General features: G+C 75.5%; 14 protein-coding genes and 1 pseudogene. 4 read left to right on the top strand and 11 right to left on the bottom strand.

Translation table 11 applies throughout. From position 1 onward, the window contains the following. Positions 1-12: 12 nt before the first annotated feature. The 5 genes from ACGFIG_RS28015 to lanKC all read right to left on the bottom strand — a co-directional run bounded on the left by ACGFIG_RS28015 (position 13) and on the right by lanKC (position 6693). On the bottom strand, positions 13-1974 hold the full coding sequence (locus ACGFIG_RS28015) for an ATP-binding cassette domain-containing protein (RefSeq protein ID WP_393007878.1): 1962 nt from the start codon (positions 1972-1974) through the stop codon (positions 13-15). Beyond that, the gene (locus tag ACGFIG_RS28010; protein ID WP_393007876.1) at positions 1971-3701 is read right to left on the bottom strand and encodes an ABC transporter ATP-binding protein; all 1731 of its coding nucleotides are present in this window, start codon (positions 3699-3701) and stop codon (positions 1971-1973) included. The genes ACGFIG_RS28015 and ACGFIG_RS28010 overlap by 4 nt, the downstream gene beginning before the upstream one ends. A 73-nt stretch (positions 3702-3774) precedes the next feature. Then, entirely contained in the window at positions 3775-3894 is a 120-nt protein-coding gene (locus ACGFIG_RS28005) for a SapB/AmfS family lanthipeptide (RefSeq protein WP_089003486.1), read from the bottom strand. A gap of 72 nt (positions 3895-3966) precedes the next feature. Continuing rightward, the gene (locus tag ACGFIG_RS28000) at positions 3967-4086 is read right to left on the bottom strand and encodes a SapB/AmfS family lanthipeptide (protein ID WP_013734295.1); all 120 of its coding nucleotides are present in this window, start codon (positions 4084-4086) and stop codon (positions 3967-3969) included. Between the two features lie 6 nt (positions 4087-4092). Beyond that, entirely contained in the window at positions 4093-6693 is a 2601-nt protein-coding gene (gene lanKC / locus ACGFIG_RS27995; protein WP_393007874.1) for a class III lanthionine synthetase LanKC, read from the bottom strand. A 235-nt stretch (positions 6694-6928) separates the two neighbouring features. On the opposite strand from lanKC, the gene ACGFIG_RS27990 reads away from it, so the two are divergent. Then, positions 6929-7864, top strand: coding sequence for a diacylglycerol kinase (locus ACGFIG_RS27990; protein WP_393007872.1), 936 nt, complete (start codon positions 6929-6931; stop codon positions 7862-7864). 181 nt (positions 7865-8045) lie between these two features. Here ACGFIG_RS27990 and ACGFIG_RS27985 read toward each other — a convergent pair whose 3' ends face one another. From ACGFIG_RS27985 to ACGFIG_RS27975, 3 genes and pseudogenes are all read right to left on the bottom strand, one after another. After that, a complete protein-coding gene (locus ACGFIG_RS27985) occupies positions 8046-8477 on the bottom strand; it encodes a hypothetical protein (protein WP_393007870.1) in 432 nt (143 codons plus the stop codon). A 169-nt stretch (positions 8478-8646) separates the two neighbouring features. Then, positions 8647-8757, bottom strand: a pseudogene (locus tag ACGFIG_RS27980) (hypothetical protein); the annotation flags it as partial. Between the two features lie 107 nt (positions 8758-8864). Then, a complete protein-coding gene (locus ACGFIG_RS27975) occupies positions 8865-9629 on the bottom strand; it encodes an HAD family hydrolase (protein ID WP_393007868.1) in 765 nt (254 codons plus the stop codon). Positions 9630-9715: 86 nt separating this feature from the next. On the opposite strand from ACGFIG_RS27975, the gene ACGFIG_RS27970 reads away from it, so the two are divergent. After that, positions 9716-12529, top strand: a complete 2814-nt coding sequence (locus tag ACGFIG_RS27970; RefSeq protein ID WP_393007866.1) for a DEAD/DEAH box helicase — start codon at positions 9716-9718, stop codon at positions 12527-12529. Positions 12530-12695: 166 nt separating this feature from the next. Further along, on the top strand, positions 12696-13583 hold the full coding sequence (locus tag ACGFIG_RS27965; RefSeq protein WP_393007864.1) for an MHYT domain-containing protein: 888 nt from the start codon (positions 12696-12698) through the stop codon (positions 13581-13583). A gap of 190 nt (positions 13584-13773) precedes the next feature. On the opposite strand, the gene ACGFIG_RS27960 is transcribed toward ACGFIG_RS27965, so the two are convergent. After that, complete coding sequence (locus ACGFIG_RS27960) at positions 13774-14724, bottom strand: 5'-3' exonuclease H3TH domain-containing protein (protein WP_393007862.1); 951 nt, start codon at positions 14722-14724, stop codon at positions 13774-13776. 22 nt (positions 14725-14746) lie between these two features. Next, complete coding sequence (locus ACGFIG_RS27955; protein ID WP_393007860.1) at positions 14747-14974, bottom strand: hypothetical protein; 228 nt, start codon at positions 14972-14974, stop codon at positions 14747-14749. Between the two features lie 114 nt (positions 14975-15088). On the opposite strand from ACGFIG_RS27955, the gene ACGFIG_RS27950 reads away from it, so the two are divergent. Then, the gene (locus ACGFIG_RS27950) at positions 15089-16165 is read left to right on the top strand and encodes a DUF4037 domain-containing protein (RefSeq protein WP_393007859.1); all 1077 of its coding nucleotides are present in this window, start codon (positions 15089-15091) and stop codon (positions 16163-16165) included. A 151-nt stretch (positions 16166-16316) separates the two neighbouring features. Here the strand turns inward: ACGFIG_RS27950 and ACGFIG_RS27945 are convergent, their stop codons facing one another. Then, positions 16317-16886 (bottom strand): nucleotidyltransferase family protein, encoded by a 570-nt coding sequence (locus tag ACGFIG_RS27945; protein WP_393007857.1) that lies wholly within the window; start codon positions 16884-16886, stop codon positions 16317-16319. Positions 16887-17108 lie beyond the last annotated feature (222 nt).

Below are 17108 nucleotides of genomic sequence, written 5' to 3'. Positions count from 1 at the left end.
GACGGCGGGTGGTCAGGGCCGACCGATCGGCACGCGGGCCGGCGGCGCCTCGGCCCAGTGCCCGACGAGCTCACGATAGGTGCACGAGCGGGTCAGCAGGTCGTCGTGGGTACCGACCAGCGGACGACCGCCGTCGAACACCAGCACCCGTCCCGCCCGGGTCGCCGAGCTGATCCGGTGCGCGATCACCACCAGGGTGCCGGGACGACGGGCGAAGGCGCGCTCGACGATCGCCTCCATGGTCGGGTCCAGGTGACAGGTCGCCTCGTCGAGGATCACCAGCGGCGCGGGGGCCAGGTAGGCCCGGACGGCGGCGACGAGCTGGCGCTCCCCGGCGGAGAGGGCGGCGGGATCGACGTCGGCGTCGAGGCCCCCGAGGCGGGCCACCAGGGCACCGGCGCCGAGGGCGTGCACGGCGGCCAGGACCGTCGCGTCGTCCGCGCCGGGGTGCAGGTAGCGCAGGTTGTCGCCGACGGAGCCGCTGCGCACGTACGCCTCCTGCGGCACCAGCACCCGCAGCCGGGCCAGCGCGTCCGGCGGCGTGCCGGCGACCGGCACGCCGGCCAGGTGCACCGTGCCGGACTCCGCCGGCACCAGGCCGGCGATCAGCGCGGCCAGGGTGGACTTGCCGGCGCCGCTCGGCCCCACCACGGCCAGGTGCTCGCCGGCCGCCACGGTCAGGGTGAGGTCCGCCAGCACGGGCCGGGCGTGCGGGCCGTACCGGAAGGTCAGCCCGCGCAGCGCGACCGCCGGCAGATCGCCGTCACCGCCGGCGGCCGCCGGCGTCGGGCCCGTGGCGGCCCGCGTGCGGTCCGCCAGGTCCGTGGCGGCCTGTGCGCCGTCTGCCCGGGCAGCGGAGCGGTGCGCCGGCACGGCGGCGACGGGGGACGCCGCGACGCCGGCCGGCGGGGCGTCCGGCGGCCGGGGCGGCCTGCCCTCGACGTCGGCGGTGTCTGAGCTCGCGCCGCCCGGCTGCGGCCCGGGGGACGCGCTGGTGCGCAGGATCCGGCCCAGCGTGACGGCGTAACGCAGCCCGCCACCGCCGACGCCCTGCACCACCGCGTGCAGGGCGGGTTGCAGGCCGGTGGTGACGTAGACCAGCGCGCCCAGCACCGCTCCGGCGCTCAGCCCCTGCCGGACCAGCCACGGCGCGGCCAGCACGAGCACCACCACGGGCAACCAGCCGCCCACCCCCAGGCTGAGGCTGCGCAGCGCCGCCATCCGGGCCAGGGTCCGCTCCGCGTCGGCCTGCGCGGTGACCCGCCGGTCCACGTCGGACACCACGCGCTCCTGCGCGCCGCAGGCGACGACGTCACGGTGCCCGGCCAGCGCCGACGCCGCGGCCCGGCCGAGCCGCTCGCCGGCGGTCACCTGCGCCCGTTGGTGCGCCGCCATGGCCGGCAGCGACGCGGCGAACACGACGAGGCCCACCAGCAGCGGGGCGGCCACCGCAGCCGCCAGCGGCGGGGCCAGGGCGAGCAGGCCGAGCAGCGCCGCGCCGGCGGTGAACAGGAACCCGCGGACCACCAGCACCAGCCCGCCGAAGGTGTCCCGGACCACCTCGACCTGGTGGGTCAGCCGAGCCACGGTGGCACTGTCCGCCCGGCCACCCGACCGGGTCGCCTCGTGCAGCGCCGCCCGCACCACCCGGTCGGCCAGCTCGTCGCGGAAGGGCTCCACCACGGCCCCGAGGCTGCGGTACACCTGTCCGGTGGCCGCCGCGCCCACCAGCACGGCCGCGCCGAGTCCCGCCAGCCAGGCCAGGCCGGTGCCGAACCGCCCGGCCAGGAAACCTCCGTCGACGGCGCGGGCCACGAGCACCCCGCCGAGCAGCGCCGGCAGGGCCTCGACCGCCGACCAGGCGGCCAGCCGGCCCAGCGCCCGGCGGCGGGCGCGCAGCGCCCCCCAGGTGGTCCGGCGTACGCCCGCGGCGGTGTGTGACCCGTCCACGTTCCACGTGCCGGGGCCGCTCACCGCGCGTCCCCGGCGGGTGCGAAGACCGCCCGGTAGGCCGGATCGGCCCAGAGCTGCCGGTGTGGCGCCACGGCCCGCAGCCGGCCACCGTCGAGCCACGCCACCAGGTCGGCCGCCGCCGCCGTCGTGGCCCGGTGGGTCACCACGAGGCGGGTACGCCCACCGGCGCCGGTCGCCACCGCCCGGGCGATGCGGTGCTCGGTGGCGGTGTCGAGGCTGGACGTGGCGTCGTCGAGGACGAGCAGTCGCTCGGCGGGGAACGCGCGGGCCAGCCCGAGGCGCTGCGTCTCGCCGCCGGAGAACGGCGCGTCCGTCAGCCGGGTGCGGAAGCCCTCGGGCAGCCGGGCGACGACGTCGGCGACCTGCGCCGCCCGGGCCGCGGTCAGCACGGCGGGGGTGGCCGGGGCCGAGTCGGCGGGCGGTCGCGCCGACCGGGCGGGCAGTGCGAGCCCGATCGCGTCGTGCACCGTCTCGCCGACCAGGACGGGCCGGTCGAAGGCGTGGCCGACGGCCCGGCGCAGCGCGGGCGGGGCGAGCCGGTGCAGCGGCACCCCGTCCAGCAGGACCTCGCCGGTGTCCGGGTCGTGCAGCCGACCGGCGACCGCGGCGAGGGTCGACTTGCCGGCGCCGGAGCGCCCGACGACGGCCACCGTGGCGCCCGCCGGGACGGTCAGGTCGATCCCGTCGAGGACCGCCCGCCCGTCCTCGGCCCGTACGCCGACACCACGCAGCCGCAGTTCCCCCCGCCCGGGCGGCAGCGGCTCGCAGCCGTCGGGGCGTACCGGGTGGGCCAGCGGTTCGGCGATGCGGCTGGCTGCCGCGCGGCTGCGGACGAGACGGTTCAGCGTGGCCAGCACCGCCCCGAGCCCGGCGCCGAGGGCCGCGTACTGCACGGCGGCGACGAGTTGACCGGGGGTGAGCCAGCCCACGGTCAGCGCGTACCCGCCGACGGCCACGACGGCCACCTGGAGCAGCGGCCCCACGGCGGCGGTGCGGGCGCTCGCCCTGGCCAGCAGCCGCCAGCTGAGCAGGCCGTACCCGCGCAGTTCCGGCAGGGCCGCCAGCACCCGGGCGCGTTCCCGGTCGACGGTCGCGGCGGCGGCGATGGTGCGGGCGCCGCCGAGCGCCTCCAGCAGCCGGCCGGCGATCTCTCCCAGCACCCGCTGGTAGCCGGTGACGGCGGCGGAGGCGTCGGTGACGAAGGCCCGCATGAGCAGGGTGAGCAGGACCAACCCGCCGAGGAGGGTGACGCCGAGCAGCGGTTCGAGCAGGGTGAGCGCCACGACGCTGCCGACCGGGGGGAGCAGCGCGACGACGCCCAGCACCACGGCGGTGCCGGCCTGCCCGGCGTCGGCGGCCTGCCCGACGAGCCGACCCACCAGGTCACCCACCGGGTGACGGCGGACGGTGCGGACGTCGCAGGCGAACAGGTGCCGCAGCAGGCGCCGGCGCAGCCGCGCGGTGGCCCGTGCGGCGCCGTAGCCGCTGGCCACGTCGGCGAGGATGTCGGTGAGCATGAGTACGGCGATCAGGCCGCAGGCGGCGGCCGGCCACCAGGCGCCCCCGTCGCCGCCGACGGCGGCGTCGACCGCGAGCCCGAGCGCGGCGGGCAGGGCGAGTTCGGCGGCGGCGCCGGTGAGCGCGACCGCGCCGAGCAGGACCGTCCATGCGCCGCCGTCGCGGACCACCCGCCGCAGCAGGCGGTCGGACCCGGTCGGCGTGCCCATGGCTTCTCCCACGAAAGACGTGCGGCCCTGGGCGGACACGTCGGTCCGCCCAGGGCCTCGCGTGATGACCTGATCAGTTGCAGGTCGTGACGGACAGCGAGCTGTCGCCGCAGAGCAGCAGGCTCGCCCGGCTGCCACCGCCGGTGCGGTCGGCGGGGGCCATCTCCATGCCCTGGAGGTCGAGAAGCGCCATGTCGAGTCATCTCCTTCTGTGCCGGTCGGTCTGGGGATCTTGCGCTCGATGCCGCCGGTGACGGCGTTCCGCTCAGTTGCAGGTCGTGACGGACAGCGAGCTGTCGCCGCAGAGCAGCAGGCTCGCCCGGCTGCCACCGCCGGTGCGGTCGGCGGGGGCCATCTCGAGGCCCTGGAGGTCCAGAAGCGCCATGTCGTGTCACCTCCTTCCGTGCTGGTCGGTCGGGTCGGTCGCCCTCGCGTCGGCGAGGGTGTCGGGGGCGCCCGCCAGGGGCGCGAGGAACGGCAGGCGCACCGGGGCGTCGGGCCGCGCGGCGGCCAGCGCCAGCAGCACGCCGGCGGTGCCGGTGCCGAGGTCCATGGACAGCCGCAGCAACTGCTCGCCCGGGAAGGCGGTGCCGTCGCGGTAGGGCAGGGCGTGCCAGGCCAGCCGGGCCACCTGGGCGTCGCGTTCGCGGCACAGCTGCGGATCGTCGGGGTACGCCGCCAGGTAGGCCACGATCCCGGCCCGCCCGGCGAAGAGGCCGGACTGCGCGTAGAACGGGGACCGGGCGGCGCGGCGTACACCCGCGCTGGCCTCGGCGAAGCGCTCGTCGGCACGGTGGCGCAGGTACTGGTCGAGCACCAGGCCGATGCCGACGCTGCCCTGCCCGAGGTAGGGCATGGTGCGCCAGCCCTCGTTGACCTCGAGCGCGCCGTCGGGGCGTACCACGCAGCGGCGCAGGTCCTGGCGCAGCGCCGTGGCGGCGTGCTCCAGCAGCGCCTGCTCGCCGGTCAGCTCGTGCAGCCGCACCAGCAGCAGCGCCGGCCCGGTCCGGCCGCGCAGCAGCCCGGCGTACGGGTTGCGCCCGCCGCTGACGTCCGGCCCCGGGTCGTCGGCGAGCTGGTCGATCACCCGCTCGGCGACCCGCCAGGCCTCGTCGCGCAGGGCCGTCTCGCCGGTGCGCCCGGCCAGCTCCGCCAGGTTGAGCGCGATGCCGGAGAGGCCGCCCGACAGGCTGTGGTCGAGGCCGTCCAGCGGCTGACGAAGGCAGATGTCGAGCACGTCGAGGGCGTCCTGCCGGCGGCCGAGCGCATCGAGGGCGTACGCGACGCCGTGCAGGCCGTCGTAGAAGCCGCACCGGGTGCCGGAGGGGGGCGTCGTGGCGTGGCGGACCAACCACTGCTCGTGTTCCGGCCACCGTCCCGCGCCGCTGACGTGCAGGGCGTAGAGGACGCCGGCCGCGCCGTGGGCGAGGTTGAGCCCGCCGCTGCGGAACTGTTCGATGTCGCCGGGGAAGAGCCGGTCGTCGCGCTCGGGTGTCGCGCTGGCGAGGATCGCCCGGGCGAGCCGGTCGCGGTGCGCCGGTCCGACGCCGACGGTCAGGTCGGGGGCCGGCCCGGCGTCCGCCGGGTCGGTGCCGGTGATCTCCCGTACGGCGTCGTCGAGCAGTTCCCTCGGCACCGGGAAGTGTTCGGCGATCACGTCGGCGAGGTGCGCGGCCTTGTCCGGCCCGAGCCGGACGAGCTGGGTCAGCGGCAGGAACAGCGCCAGCCGCAGGCAGGCCAGGGCGTACCGGTCGACGGCGGGGCCGGTGCGGTCCCGGGGCGCGGCGAAGCCCTGGTTGCGCAGGCCCGGCCGGCGGTGCCCGTCGATCGGGGCGGCGACCTCGAAGTCCACCAGCGCGATCCGGTCGTCGGGGCGGACCATGACGTTGAACAGGTGCAGGTCGCCGTAGACCAGGCCGCGTTCGTGGATCGCCGTGACGACCTGCTCGACCTGCCGGTGCACGTTCAGCGCCCAGCGGGTGTAGTCGGCGCGGTCGGCGTCCGTGGCGTCGGCGTCGATCAGCGGGTACCTGTCCACCAGCACCTTGTTGAGCGCGCGGCCCTCGATGAACTCCAGCGCGAGGAAGCGGTGCTCGCCGAGGGTGAACTCGTCGTGCACCCGGGGCACCTGGGGCAGGTCGGCGAGCCGGCGCAGCGCGTCTGCCTCGCGGGCCAGGCGGGCCACGGCGTCGGTGCCGTCGGCGTCGAGGCCGGCGTGCGGGCGGGCCTCCTTGAGCACCACCTGCGTGTCGGTGCGCACGTCCCGGCCGACGTAGAGGCCGCCGCCGTTGGAGAAGTGGATGACCTTCTCGATCCGGTACGGCACCTCGTCGGTGCTGGTGGCGTTGCGGGCGGCCAGGTGGGGGCCGAGGAAGTCGGGCAGCGTGACCCAGGACGGCACGTGGAACACGGGATCGCGCCGGTCGGGCACCAGCGTGCCCGTGTCGTCCTCGATGGCCGGGACGACCTGGCCGTCGGGGGAGTGGCAGTAGCGGGCGGCGAAGCCGCCGTAGCGTACGTGCACCGGCCCGGCGCCGTGGCGCAGGTCGCTGAGGATGTACGGGCCGGGCTCGCCGGTGAGCAGCTCGTCGAGCTCCTTGCAGACCAGCTCCAGTTCCGCGTCGTCACGGGGGTAGACGGTGACGAACTTGCCGCTGGCCGCCCGGGAGGCGTACTTGGAGTTGCGCAGCAGCAGGGTGCGGGGGCCCCGGAGGAACTTGAAGGACAGTCCACGCGGGACGCAGTAGTCCCAGACGAGGTCCAGCACCCGCTCCGCGTTCGCCAGCGTCGCCGACACGTGGATCTTCCAGCCCTGCTGCGGCAGCGTGCCGCCCTCCGGGGCGTAGATCAGCCAGTCGTCGAGCGGCTCGGAGCGCCAGCCCTCGGGCACGGGTCGCCCCGCCGCCGCGAAGGTGGGCTGTTCGACGGCGCTGCCGAGGGAGTCGTAGAAGAGCCGGTCGGCGGCGCAGTAACTGTCGTAGCGCTCGTCCACCGTGACCACTCCCTCCGCTGTTCGGCCGGTGCCGCTGTCGTTCGGCCGATGCCTTCGTCCTGCTGACGGATACGAGTTTGTCCGTTCGGACCATGGTGCTTCCAGTGCGTTCAGTCATGACGGCGAATGTGTGCCGCACGGTCGGCCATGACAAAAGTCAGTTGCGCCCGCGACGGGCGGTGTCCCGCCCGACGGGCCGCCGGGCGGTACGTGAAGCCCGCCCGGTGGCGGTACGGTGCTGGCCGTGATCGCAGACGAGCACCCCTCTGTCGCCGGCGACGGGCCTGTCGCCGTGCTGGCCAACCCGACTGCGGGCCGGGGCCGGCACCGCGGGTTGCTGCCGCAGGTCCTGCACCGGCTCGCGGTCGCCGGTCGGCCCGTACGCCCGCTGCGCGCGCACACCGCCGACGAGGCCGAGGCGGCCTGCCGCGCGGCGGTGGCCGACGGCGCGTCGGCCCTGGTCGTGGTGGGCGGCGACGGGACGGTGCACCGCGCGTTGCAGGCGGTCGCCGGCACGGCTGTCCCGTTCGGTCCGGTGCCCGCCGGCACCGGCAACGACTTCGCCGCCGACACGGGCTTCCCGGCCGACCCGCTCGCCGCCGTCGACGTCATCGCGGCGGCGTTGCGCGACGGCCGCACCCGCCCGGTGGACCTGGCCCGGATGACGGGGGCCGACGGTACGCACCGGTGGTACGGGGCGGTGCTCGCCGCCGGCTTCGACGCGATCGTCAACGAACGCGCCAACCGGATGCGCTGGCCGAGGGGTCGGCGTCGCTACGACCTGGCGATCCTGGTGGAACTGGCCCGGCTGCGCCCGCGCCGCTACACGCTGCGCCTCGACGGGGTGGCACACGAGATGGACGCCGTGCTGGTGGCGGTCGGCAACTGCGCCAGCTACGGCGGCGGCATGCGGATCTGCCCGGACGCGGACCCGACCGACGGCCTGCTCGACGTGGTGGTGGGCGGCCGGTTCGACCGGCGCACCCTGATCCGGGTCAAGCCGCGCATCTACCGCGGCACCCACGTGACGCACCCGCTGGCGCGCACCTTCCGCGCCCGTACCGTCGAGTTGAGCGCCGAGGGCATCACCACGTACGCCGACGGCGAGCGCGCCCTGCCCCTCCCGCTGACCGTCACGGCCACCCCCGCGGCCCTCCACCTCCTCCGCTGACGCCCGCCCCTTCCCCTTCCCCTGCCCCGCCCCGCCGTCCCTCCCCGGTCCCGTCTCCTCCTCCCGGCGCCGATCATGCAGTTGTGGTGCCCCGCGCAAGCCGCGTATGCGACCAAACCCGGCACCAGAAGTGCATGATCGACGGCGTGGACGGCGAAGGCGGACCGCGTGGGCGGCGTGGTCAGGGGGTGGTGTGGGTTATGCGGTCGAGCCATTCGGCGAGCAGGGTGCGTTCGGCGGTGGTGAGGTCGGTGGTGAGGGTGTCGAGGGCGGCGCGCAGCGCCACGGCGTGCCGGACCGGGCGGTCGGCCCGCGAGGTGGCCCGGGCGGCGGCGGAGTCGGTGACCAGCGTGGCCAGCATCGCCTCCCGGCTGCGGGTCGACAGGGCCGGGTCGCGCTGCGGGGGCGGGGTCCGGATCAGGGCGAGGGTGACCCCGCAGGCGGTGGCGTGCAGCATCTCGGTCGCCTCGTCGACGCCCGTACGCAGCCGGCCGGCCTCGGCCACCCGGTGCACGAGCTGGCGCAGGATGTCGGCGGCGACCCGGGTCGCGGTCGGGGTCTCGCCGGGGCGCGGGTCGGCGTACATGAGGGCGTGGAACGCCGGGTTGGTCACCCCGAAGCCGACGTGCAGGTCCCAGCCCCGGCGCAGGTCGTCGACCGGGTCGCCGGCGAGGTCGGCGGCCGCCTGGGCGTGCAGGTACGCGGCGAAACCCGTAGCTGGCCGCCGCGTCCAGCAGTCCGCGCATGTCGCCGAACTGGCGGTAGATCGTCGGCGCCTGCACGCCCGCTGCCCGGCTGACCGCGCGGGTGGAGACCGCCTCCCGGCCGCCCTCGGCGAGCAGCGCGGCGGCAGCCCGGACGATCCGGTCCCGGGGCGACGTCTCGGTGATCATGGAAGCGACGATAACGAACTCATGTTAGCGTCGCGTGTTAACGGTGCTGTCGATTCGCCGTTAGCTCTGCTTCGCGATGCCGGCCACGTCCAGCACGGCACCCGCCGTCAGCTCTGTTTCGCGACGCCGGCCAGGTCCAGCACCGCGCCCAGGCCGTTGGTCCGGCCCGCCTCGGCGGCCGGCAGCACCAGCACCGCGCACCCGGCCGCCACGGCCCCCGCGTCGGCCGGGGTGTCGCCCACCATCAGCGTCCGCTCCGGGTCGACGCCGAGCATCCCGCAGCCGCGCAGGAAGATCCCCGGGTCGGGCTTGCAGCGCCCCACCTCGTACGACAGCACGAACGCGTCGACGAACCCGGCCAGCCCCCACGCCTCGAAGTGCGGCCGGATGTCGAAGCCGATGTTGCTGACCACGGCCACCCGGACGCCCGCGGCGCGCAGGGCGGCCAGGGTCGGGGCGGTGTCCGGGTAGGGCACCCAGCCATCGGGGACCAGCACCCGCTCGTAGAGCGCGTCGGCGAAGCCCTCGATGCCGGCGTCGACGGTCTCGGCGAGCCCGGTGTAGGCGCCCCGGTGGGCGTGCGGGTAGAGATCCCGGTCGGCCCAGAGCTCGGTCAGCCGGGGCGGCACCCGGGCCGGCAGCGGCCCGCCCGCCCGGCCGGCGGTCAACAGCCGGTCGGCCAGCGCGGTGGCCCGCATCCGCTCCAGGGAGACCCCGCAGGCGCTCGCGGCGGCGAGCACCCACTCCCGAGGCTCCTCCACCTGGGCCAGGGTGCCGTGGAAGTCGAACAGGACCGCCTCCACCGGCCGGCGGGACGGGCCCGGGGGGACGGCGTCGTGCGAGGCGCTGGGCGGTTCGGCATGATCCGGCACGTCGTGCACCCTACCGACCGTCCCCGACGCCGTTGCCGGTCGGCCTTGCCCGGTGGCTGTCGGCGGCACGCACTAATCTTGGGAGCATGTCGAGTCCCGCCGAGCGGTACGCCGCGGCGCGCCGCCGGGCCACGCAGGCCGCACAGTTCCCGGCGCTCAACGAATTCGCCCTCGAGTTGGGGTTCGATCTCGACGACTTCCAGCGGGAGGCCTGCCAGGCGCTGGAGCGGGGCAGCGGCGTGCTGGTCTGCGCCCCGACCGGCGCCGGCAAGACCGTGGTCGGCGAGTTCGCCGTACACCTGGCGCTGCGCGGCACGCCGACGCCCGCCGACGGCGACGCGCCGGCGACCGCCGCCGAGGCCGCGCCGCCCCGGCGGCGCAAGTGCTTCTACACCACCCCGATCAAGGCCCTGTCGAACCAGAAGTACCACGACCTCGTCGACCGCTACGGCGCCGAGCAGGTCGGGCTGCTCACCGGCGACAACGCCATCAACGGCGACGCCCCGGTGGTGGTGATGACCACCGAGGTGCTGCGCAACATGCTCTACGCCGGCTCGGCCACCCTCGACGGCCTGGCGTACGTGGTGATGGACGAGGTGCACTACCTCGCCGACCGCTTCCGCGGCGGGGTGTGGGAAGAGGTGATCATCCACCTGCCCGCCTCGGTCACCCTGGTCTCCCTGTCGGCCACGGTGTCCAACGCCGAGGAGTTCGCCGACTGGCTGGTCACGGTGCGCGGCGAGACGGCCGTGGTGGTCAGCGAGCACCGCCCGGTGCCGCTGTGGCAGCACATGCTGGTCGGCAAGCGGATGTTCGACCTGTTCCACGACGCCGACGCCGCCCGTAAACACGACGTGCACCCCGAGCTGCTGCGCTACACCCGCGACACCATGCGCCGGCTGGAACTCGGCGAGGGCCGCAGCGCGGGCCCGGGCAGCGGTCGGCGCGGTCCCCGCTGGCGCGGCCCGATGCGCCCCGACATCGTCGACCGGCTCGACCGCGAGGGCCTGCTGCCGGCGATCCTGTTCATCTTCAGCCGCGCCGGCTGCGCCGCCGCCGTGCAGCAGTGCCTCGCCGCCGGCCTGCGGCTGACCTCCCCCGAGGAGCGGGCCGAGATCCGCCGCGTCGTCGAGTCGCGGGTCACCGCCATCCCCGGCGAGGACCTGACCGTCCTCGGCTACTGGGAGTGGCTCGACGGCCTCGAACGCGGCCTGGCCGCCCACCACGCCGGCATGCTGCCGGTGTTCAAGGAGGTCGTCGAGGAGCTCTTCGTCCGCGGCCTGGTCAAGGCGGTCTTCGCCACCGAGACGCTCGCCCTGGGCATCAACATGCCGGCCCGCTGCGTCGTGCTGGAACGCCTCGTCAAGTACAACGGCGAGGCGCACGTCGACCTGACGCCGGGGGAATACACCCAGCTCACCGGCCGGGCCGGCCGACGCGGCATCGACGTCGAGGGGCACGCCGTCGTCGTCTGGTCCCCGGAGACCGACCCCCGGCACGTGGCCGGTCTCGCCTCCACCCGCACCTACCCGCTGCGCTCCAGCTTCCGGCCCTCCTACAACATGGCGGTCAACCTGGTCGGCACCGTCGGCGCCGAGCCGGCCCGCGCGCTGCTGGAGTCCTCGTTCGCCCAGTTCCAGGCGGACCGCTCGGTGGTCGGCCTGGCCCGCCAGGTGCAGCGCAACACCGAGACCATCGAGGCGTACGGCGCGGAGGCGGCCTGCCACCACGGCGACTTCGACGAGTATTTCGCGCTGCGGGTGGCGATCGCCGACCGGGAGCGCGCCATCGCCCGGCAGGGGCAGAGTCAGCGCAAGGCCGCCGCGGTGGCCTCCCTGGAGCGGCTGCGGGTCGGCGACGTCATCCGGGTGCCGTCGGGCCGGCGGGCCGGCCTGGCCGTCGTGCTCGACCCCGCCACCGGCGGCTTCGGCGAGCCCCGGCCGCTGGTGCTCACCCAGGACCGCTGGGCGGGCCGGGTCAGCCCCGGCGACTTCACCACCCCGGCGGAGGTGCTGGCGCGCATCCGGGTGCCGAAGCACTTCAACCACCGGTCGCCGGCGGCCCGGCGCGACCTGGCGGCCGAGGTCAGCGGCACGGGGCTGGACCGGCACGGCGGCCGTCGTGGGGGCCGCTCCCGGCAGGCGGCCGGCGACGACCACCGGCTCAGCCAGCTCCGTACGGAGCTGCGCCGGCACCCCTGCCACGCCTGCCCTGACCGCGAGGAGCACGCCCGCTGGGCGGAGCGGCGCCGCCGCCTGGAGAAGGACACCGAGGAACTGCGGCAGCGGGTGGCGGGCCGGACCGGCTCGTTGGCCCGTACGTTCGACCGGATCGTGGCGCTGCTCACGGCCCGGGGCTACCTGGCGTCCGACGGCGCGGTGACCGACGCCGGCCGGATGCTGGGGCGGATCTGGACCGAAGCGGACCTGCTGGTCGCCGAGTGCCTGCGCCGCGGCGTGTGGGACGGGCTCTCGCCGGCCGAACTGGCGGCGGCGGTCTCCGTGGTGGTCTTCGAGGCCCGCCGCGACGTCGACGAGCGGGCGTCGCTGCCGCGCGGTCCCGTGGCCGACGCGGTCGACGAGACGCTCAAGCTGTGGAGCGAGATCGAGGCCGACGAGGCGGCCCGCGGCCTCACCGTCACCCGCGAGCCCGACCTCGGGTTCGCCTGGCCGGTCTACCGCTGGGCGCGGGGCGAGGCGCTGGCGAAGGTGTTGGCGAGCGGCCACGAGATCGACGGCGAGATGCCGGCCGGCGACTTCGTCCGGTGGGCGCGGCAGGTGGTCGACCTGCTCGGTCAGCTGGCCGACTCGGGCGGGGCCTCGGCGGAACTCCGGTCCACCGCCCGGCAGGCGATCGGCGCCGTGAACCGGGGCGTGCTGGCCTACCACACCCCGGCCTGATCGTCACTGTTGGTGACTGGGCGTCGGAAACCGACGCATCGCACCGTCGCGACAACAGCACCCCCTGAATTGTTCCGGGGGTGCTGTTGTGCCTGCTCGTGGCATCCCTGATCATTGCTGCGGCGCGCTGCTACGCGCCAGTAATCGATCTTGGGAAAGGCCCGCCATGGCGGAAATCAATCACTTTGAGTACGGGTGGATCACCCCCGCGCTGAGCTACGCGCTGTCGGTGCTGGGCTCCGCCCTGGGCCTCATCTGTGCGAGCCGGATCCGCACCGCCGGCAGCGCGGGCCAGCGCGCCTGGTGGGGAACGCTGGCCGCCTGGGCCATCGGCGGCACCGCCATCTGGACCATGCACTTCATGGCGATGCTCGGCTTCGCCGTCCAGGGCACCCGAATCCGGTACGACGTGCCGATCACCGTAACCAGCGCGCTGATCGCGGTGCTCGCGGTCGGGATCGGCCTGGCAATCGTCGGCACCGGACGGTTCTCCGCCGTACGGCTGCTCACCGGGGGCCTGTTCACCGGCGCGGGGGTCGCCGCGATGCACTACACCGGCATGGCGGCCATGCGGCTCAACGGCCGGATCGACTACGACACCACCCGGGTCGTGCTGTCGGTCGTGATCGCGGTGGTCGCGGCCACCGTGGCGCTCTGGCTGGCCATGACCGTCCGCCGTGGGTTGGCGGTCGCCGGCTCGGCGCTGCTGATGGGCATCGCGGTCAACGGCATGCACTTCACCGGGATGAGCGCCATGTCGGTGCACCCGCACGCCCGGCAGGGCGAGGTTTCCGGCGCCGGCGTCAGCACCCTGCTCGTGCCGATCATCCTCGCGGTGGTGTTCGGCGTGGTCGGACTGGTCTACGCGCTGCTCGCCGCACCCACCGCCGAGGACCGGGCCGCCGCCGAGTACGTCGGCACGCTGCGCGACCGGGAGCCCGTCGAGGCGCCGCTGGCGGCGGCGCCGGACCCGGTGGGACTGCGGGCCCGCTCCACCCTCGGCCGGCCGGGCACCCCGTTTCCGACCCGCCGGGACAACCACGGGCCTCGGTAGCATGCGCCGAAGAATCCACAGCTGCGGTAACGGCCCACCGCACCCGCTCCGCCCGCGGCCGCCTGTGACCGCGGGCCCGGAGCCGTGGTAGGCGGCCGGGCCGCAAGCCTCGGTCCGGCGTCGGGCCGGTCCGGCCGTCGGGCCGGTCCGGGGGCCGGCGGCTTCGGCCCGGCGGCCGGTCGCGGGTCGGTCAGGCCCGCTCGGCGAGGGCGTCGACCAGGCGGCGCGTCGAGCCGGCCAGGTTCCACTCGCCGGCCAGCTCCAGCAGCCGCTCGGGGTCGACCGGGGCGGCCGGCAGCGCGGTGGGCAGCTCGGGCAGCGGCACGTCGAGGGCGACCCGGACCACCTTCGGCGCGACGGCCAGATAATCACGCGCGGCGGTGAGCTTCGTGCGCAGCCCCGGGGCGAAGCCGGAACCCGGCTCGTCCAGGGCGGCCAGGATGCCCGCGATGTCGCCGTAGCGCTCGATCAGCCGGGCGGCCGTCTTCTCGCCTACGCCCGCGACTCCGGGCAGTCCGTCGCTGGGGTCGCCCCGCAACGCGGCGAACTCGGCGTACCGGTCCGCCGGCACCCCGTAGCGGGTGCGCACCGCCGCGTCGTCGCAGTCGTCGAGCTTGGCCACGCCACGCCCGACGTAGAGCAGCCGCACGGGACGCGTGTCGTCGACGAGTTGGAACAGGTCCCGGTCGCCGGAGACCACCTCGACCGGCGCCGGCTGGGTCACCGAGAGAGTGCCGAGCACGTCGTCGGCCTCGTAGCCGGCCGCGCCGACGTGGGTGATCCCGACGGCGTCGAGCACCTCCAGGATCAGCGGGACCTGCGGGCTGAGCGTGTCGGGCACCACCTCGCCGCCCTCGGGGGCCACCCGGTGCGCCTTGTACGAGGGCAGCAGCGCCACCCGCCAGTCGGGCCGCCAGTCGTGGTCCATCGCGCAGACCATCCGGTCGGGCCGGCGGGTGCGGATCAGGCTCGCCAGCATGTCGAGGAAGCCGCGCACGGCGTTGACGGGGCTGCCGTCGGCGGCCCGGGCCGCCGACTCGGGAATGCCGAAGTAGGCCCGGAAGTAGAGACTGGGCGCGTCGATGAGCAGGATCGGGGGTCGCTGTGCCACGCCCGACAGCCTGGCACATCCCACCGACATCAGGGGGGTACGGCGCGGCCCGTCAGCGACGTTCGTCGTCGCGGTACAGCGTCTCCCGGCGGGCCACGTACTGCAGGCCGTAGCTGGTGAGCAGCAGCGCGATGGCGACCGCGACCTCGAGCCAGGCCGCCGTACCGTCGGCGATGGTCAGGCCGACGACCAGCAGCACCAGGCCGGCCACCGCGGCGACGCCCGACCAGAGCAGCCTGCGGCGTCGGGTCGCGGCACGCTCCCGGTCCGTCGCTGCCACGGCGGTCGCTCCTCTCCGTCGGCGACCTGTCCGCGCCCAGCCTATCGACGGGTACGGCCGCCGGCGGCGGAAACCGGGCTGCGAGGCCGCCGCCCGCGGGCGAGACTTGCCGGTGTGACGTTCGTTGCCGGCCTGACGCTGGGCCGCCGGTTCCACGACGAGGTGCTGGCTCCGATCCTGCGCCGCCGTCTGCCCGGGCTGCGCTACGCGGCCGGCCTGCTCGACGGCGGCTCGGAACTGCTCGGCCTGGACACCCCACGCTCCACCGACCACGACTGGGGGCCGCGCGGGCAGCTCTTCGTCGCCGCGTCAGACGCGGCCCTGATCCCGCGGCTGCGCGCGACGCTGGACGCCGACCTGCCCGCGGAGTTCCTCGGCTGGCCGACCCGGTTCACCGGGCACGGCAGGCTTGGGGTCGCCGACCGGGCGGGCAGCCGACACGGCGTCACGATCCACGAGCTGGGCGGCTGGTGGCACGATCGGCTGGGCTTCGACCCCGCCGCCGGCGTCAGCGCGGCCGACTGGCTGGCCACACCGACGCAGCGGCTGGCCGAGGTGACCGGCGGCGCGGTCTTCCACGACGGCCTCGACGGCGCGCTGCGCGGGGCCAGGGCGGCGCTGGCGTGGTATCCGGACGACGTGTGGCGGCACGTGCTCGCCGCCGCGTGGACCCGGGTCGCCCAGGCCGAGCACCTTCCGGGGCGCTGCGCCGAGGCCGGCGACGACCTCGGCAGCCGGATGGTAACCGCCGGGCTGGCCCGGGACCTGATGCGCCTCGGCCTGCTCCTGCACCGCCGCTGGCCCCCGTACGACAAGTGGCTGGGCACGGTGTTCGCCCGGCTGCCCGACGCGGCGCCCGTGGTCGCGGCCCTGACCGGGGCGGTGGGCCCGGGGGACTGGGCGAGCCGGGAGGCCGGGCTGGTCCGGGCGCTGGAGACGGTCGCCGCCTGGACCGACGGCACCGGCCTGGCGGACCCCGTACGCGCCCGGCCCAGGCCCTTCCACGCGCGGCCGTTCCTGGTCCTGGACGCCGGTCGCCTCGCCGCCGCGCTGCGCGCCGCCATCACCGACCCGGTGCTGCGCGGGCGCCCGCCGCTCGGCGCGGTCGACCAGTACGTCGACAACGTCGACGTACTGACCCACGCCCGCCGGGTCCGCCGGCTCGCCGCCGCGCTGGACACGCCGGACTGAGGTGGCTCCGCGCGTGGGCCGGGGCTCGCCGGTGCCGGTGTGCCGGGCCGGTTGGCCGGGCCACGTCGCAGGTCGATGAAACAAGTAGCCGCGACGATGGCATCCTGCGTGCGGCAGGTCGACCCGGAGCAGCGGGGCTTCGGAGGCCGGCTCACGTCACGACGCGGACACCGGGCCAGCGTTCGGCGGGGCGGTGGCGGGCGAGTCGCTGCCGGGAGATCTCCGGGCTGACCCTGGCCGGGTTGCGCCGCCACACGCCGTCGAGCAGGTCGTCGAGGCCGTGCGGTGCGCACACCGCCATCCGGTCGTACGCGTCGAGGCGTATGGCCACTGCGGTGGCGTACTCAGGCCAGGTGGCGACCGCGTCGGCGATGGTGCGCAGCGGGACCACCGGACCGCCGCCGAACTTGGTTGGGTACCAGGTGTGCACGGCGGCCTGGTTCTTCGCCTCCCACGGCAGATCTGGCCAGGCCGCCGCCAGCCGCCGGGTGGCCCGGTCGTCGTTGTCGCGGCTCAGGTCTGTCGGGTCGAGGAAGACGACATCGACGTCACGCACCGATGACGGGTCGAAGCCGTCGCCGTACCGTTGGGCCCATACGAGGTCGCGGATGGCGCCGGCGCCGATCCAGGCGTCCGGCAGGCCGGAGTCCCGGACGACTCCCAGCGCCCGACACAGCCACGGGCTGTGCTGGACGAGGCCCCGCAGTTCGTCTTCCCGCATTGGTTCCCCTGGTTGCCACTGTTGGATGCTGGTCAGTCGAACAACCGGCCTACGAGGGCGCCCTGGCCGGATTGCAGGACGTGCGCGGCCCGTAGCGGTGGGCTCACATCGCACCTGGCCGCATCCCGCCTGCCCGCGGCATCCGGCCACGAAGCCTGCCCACCGAAAACACGTTGGCGGACCATGGTGGCCCGCTGCTAGTTTTTCCCGAGCCGTGCGAGA

Source organism: Micromonospora sp. NPDC049048 (genome assembly GCF_043197615.1).
Lineage (GTDB): Bacteria > Actinomycetota > Actinomycetes > Mycobacteriales > Micromonosporaceae > Micromonospora.
Note: the sequence above shows the minus strand (reverse complement) of the source record. Positions and strands in the feature narration are given on the sequence as shown.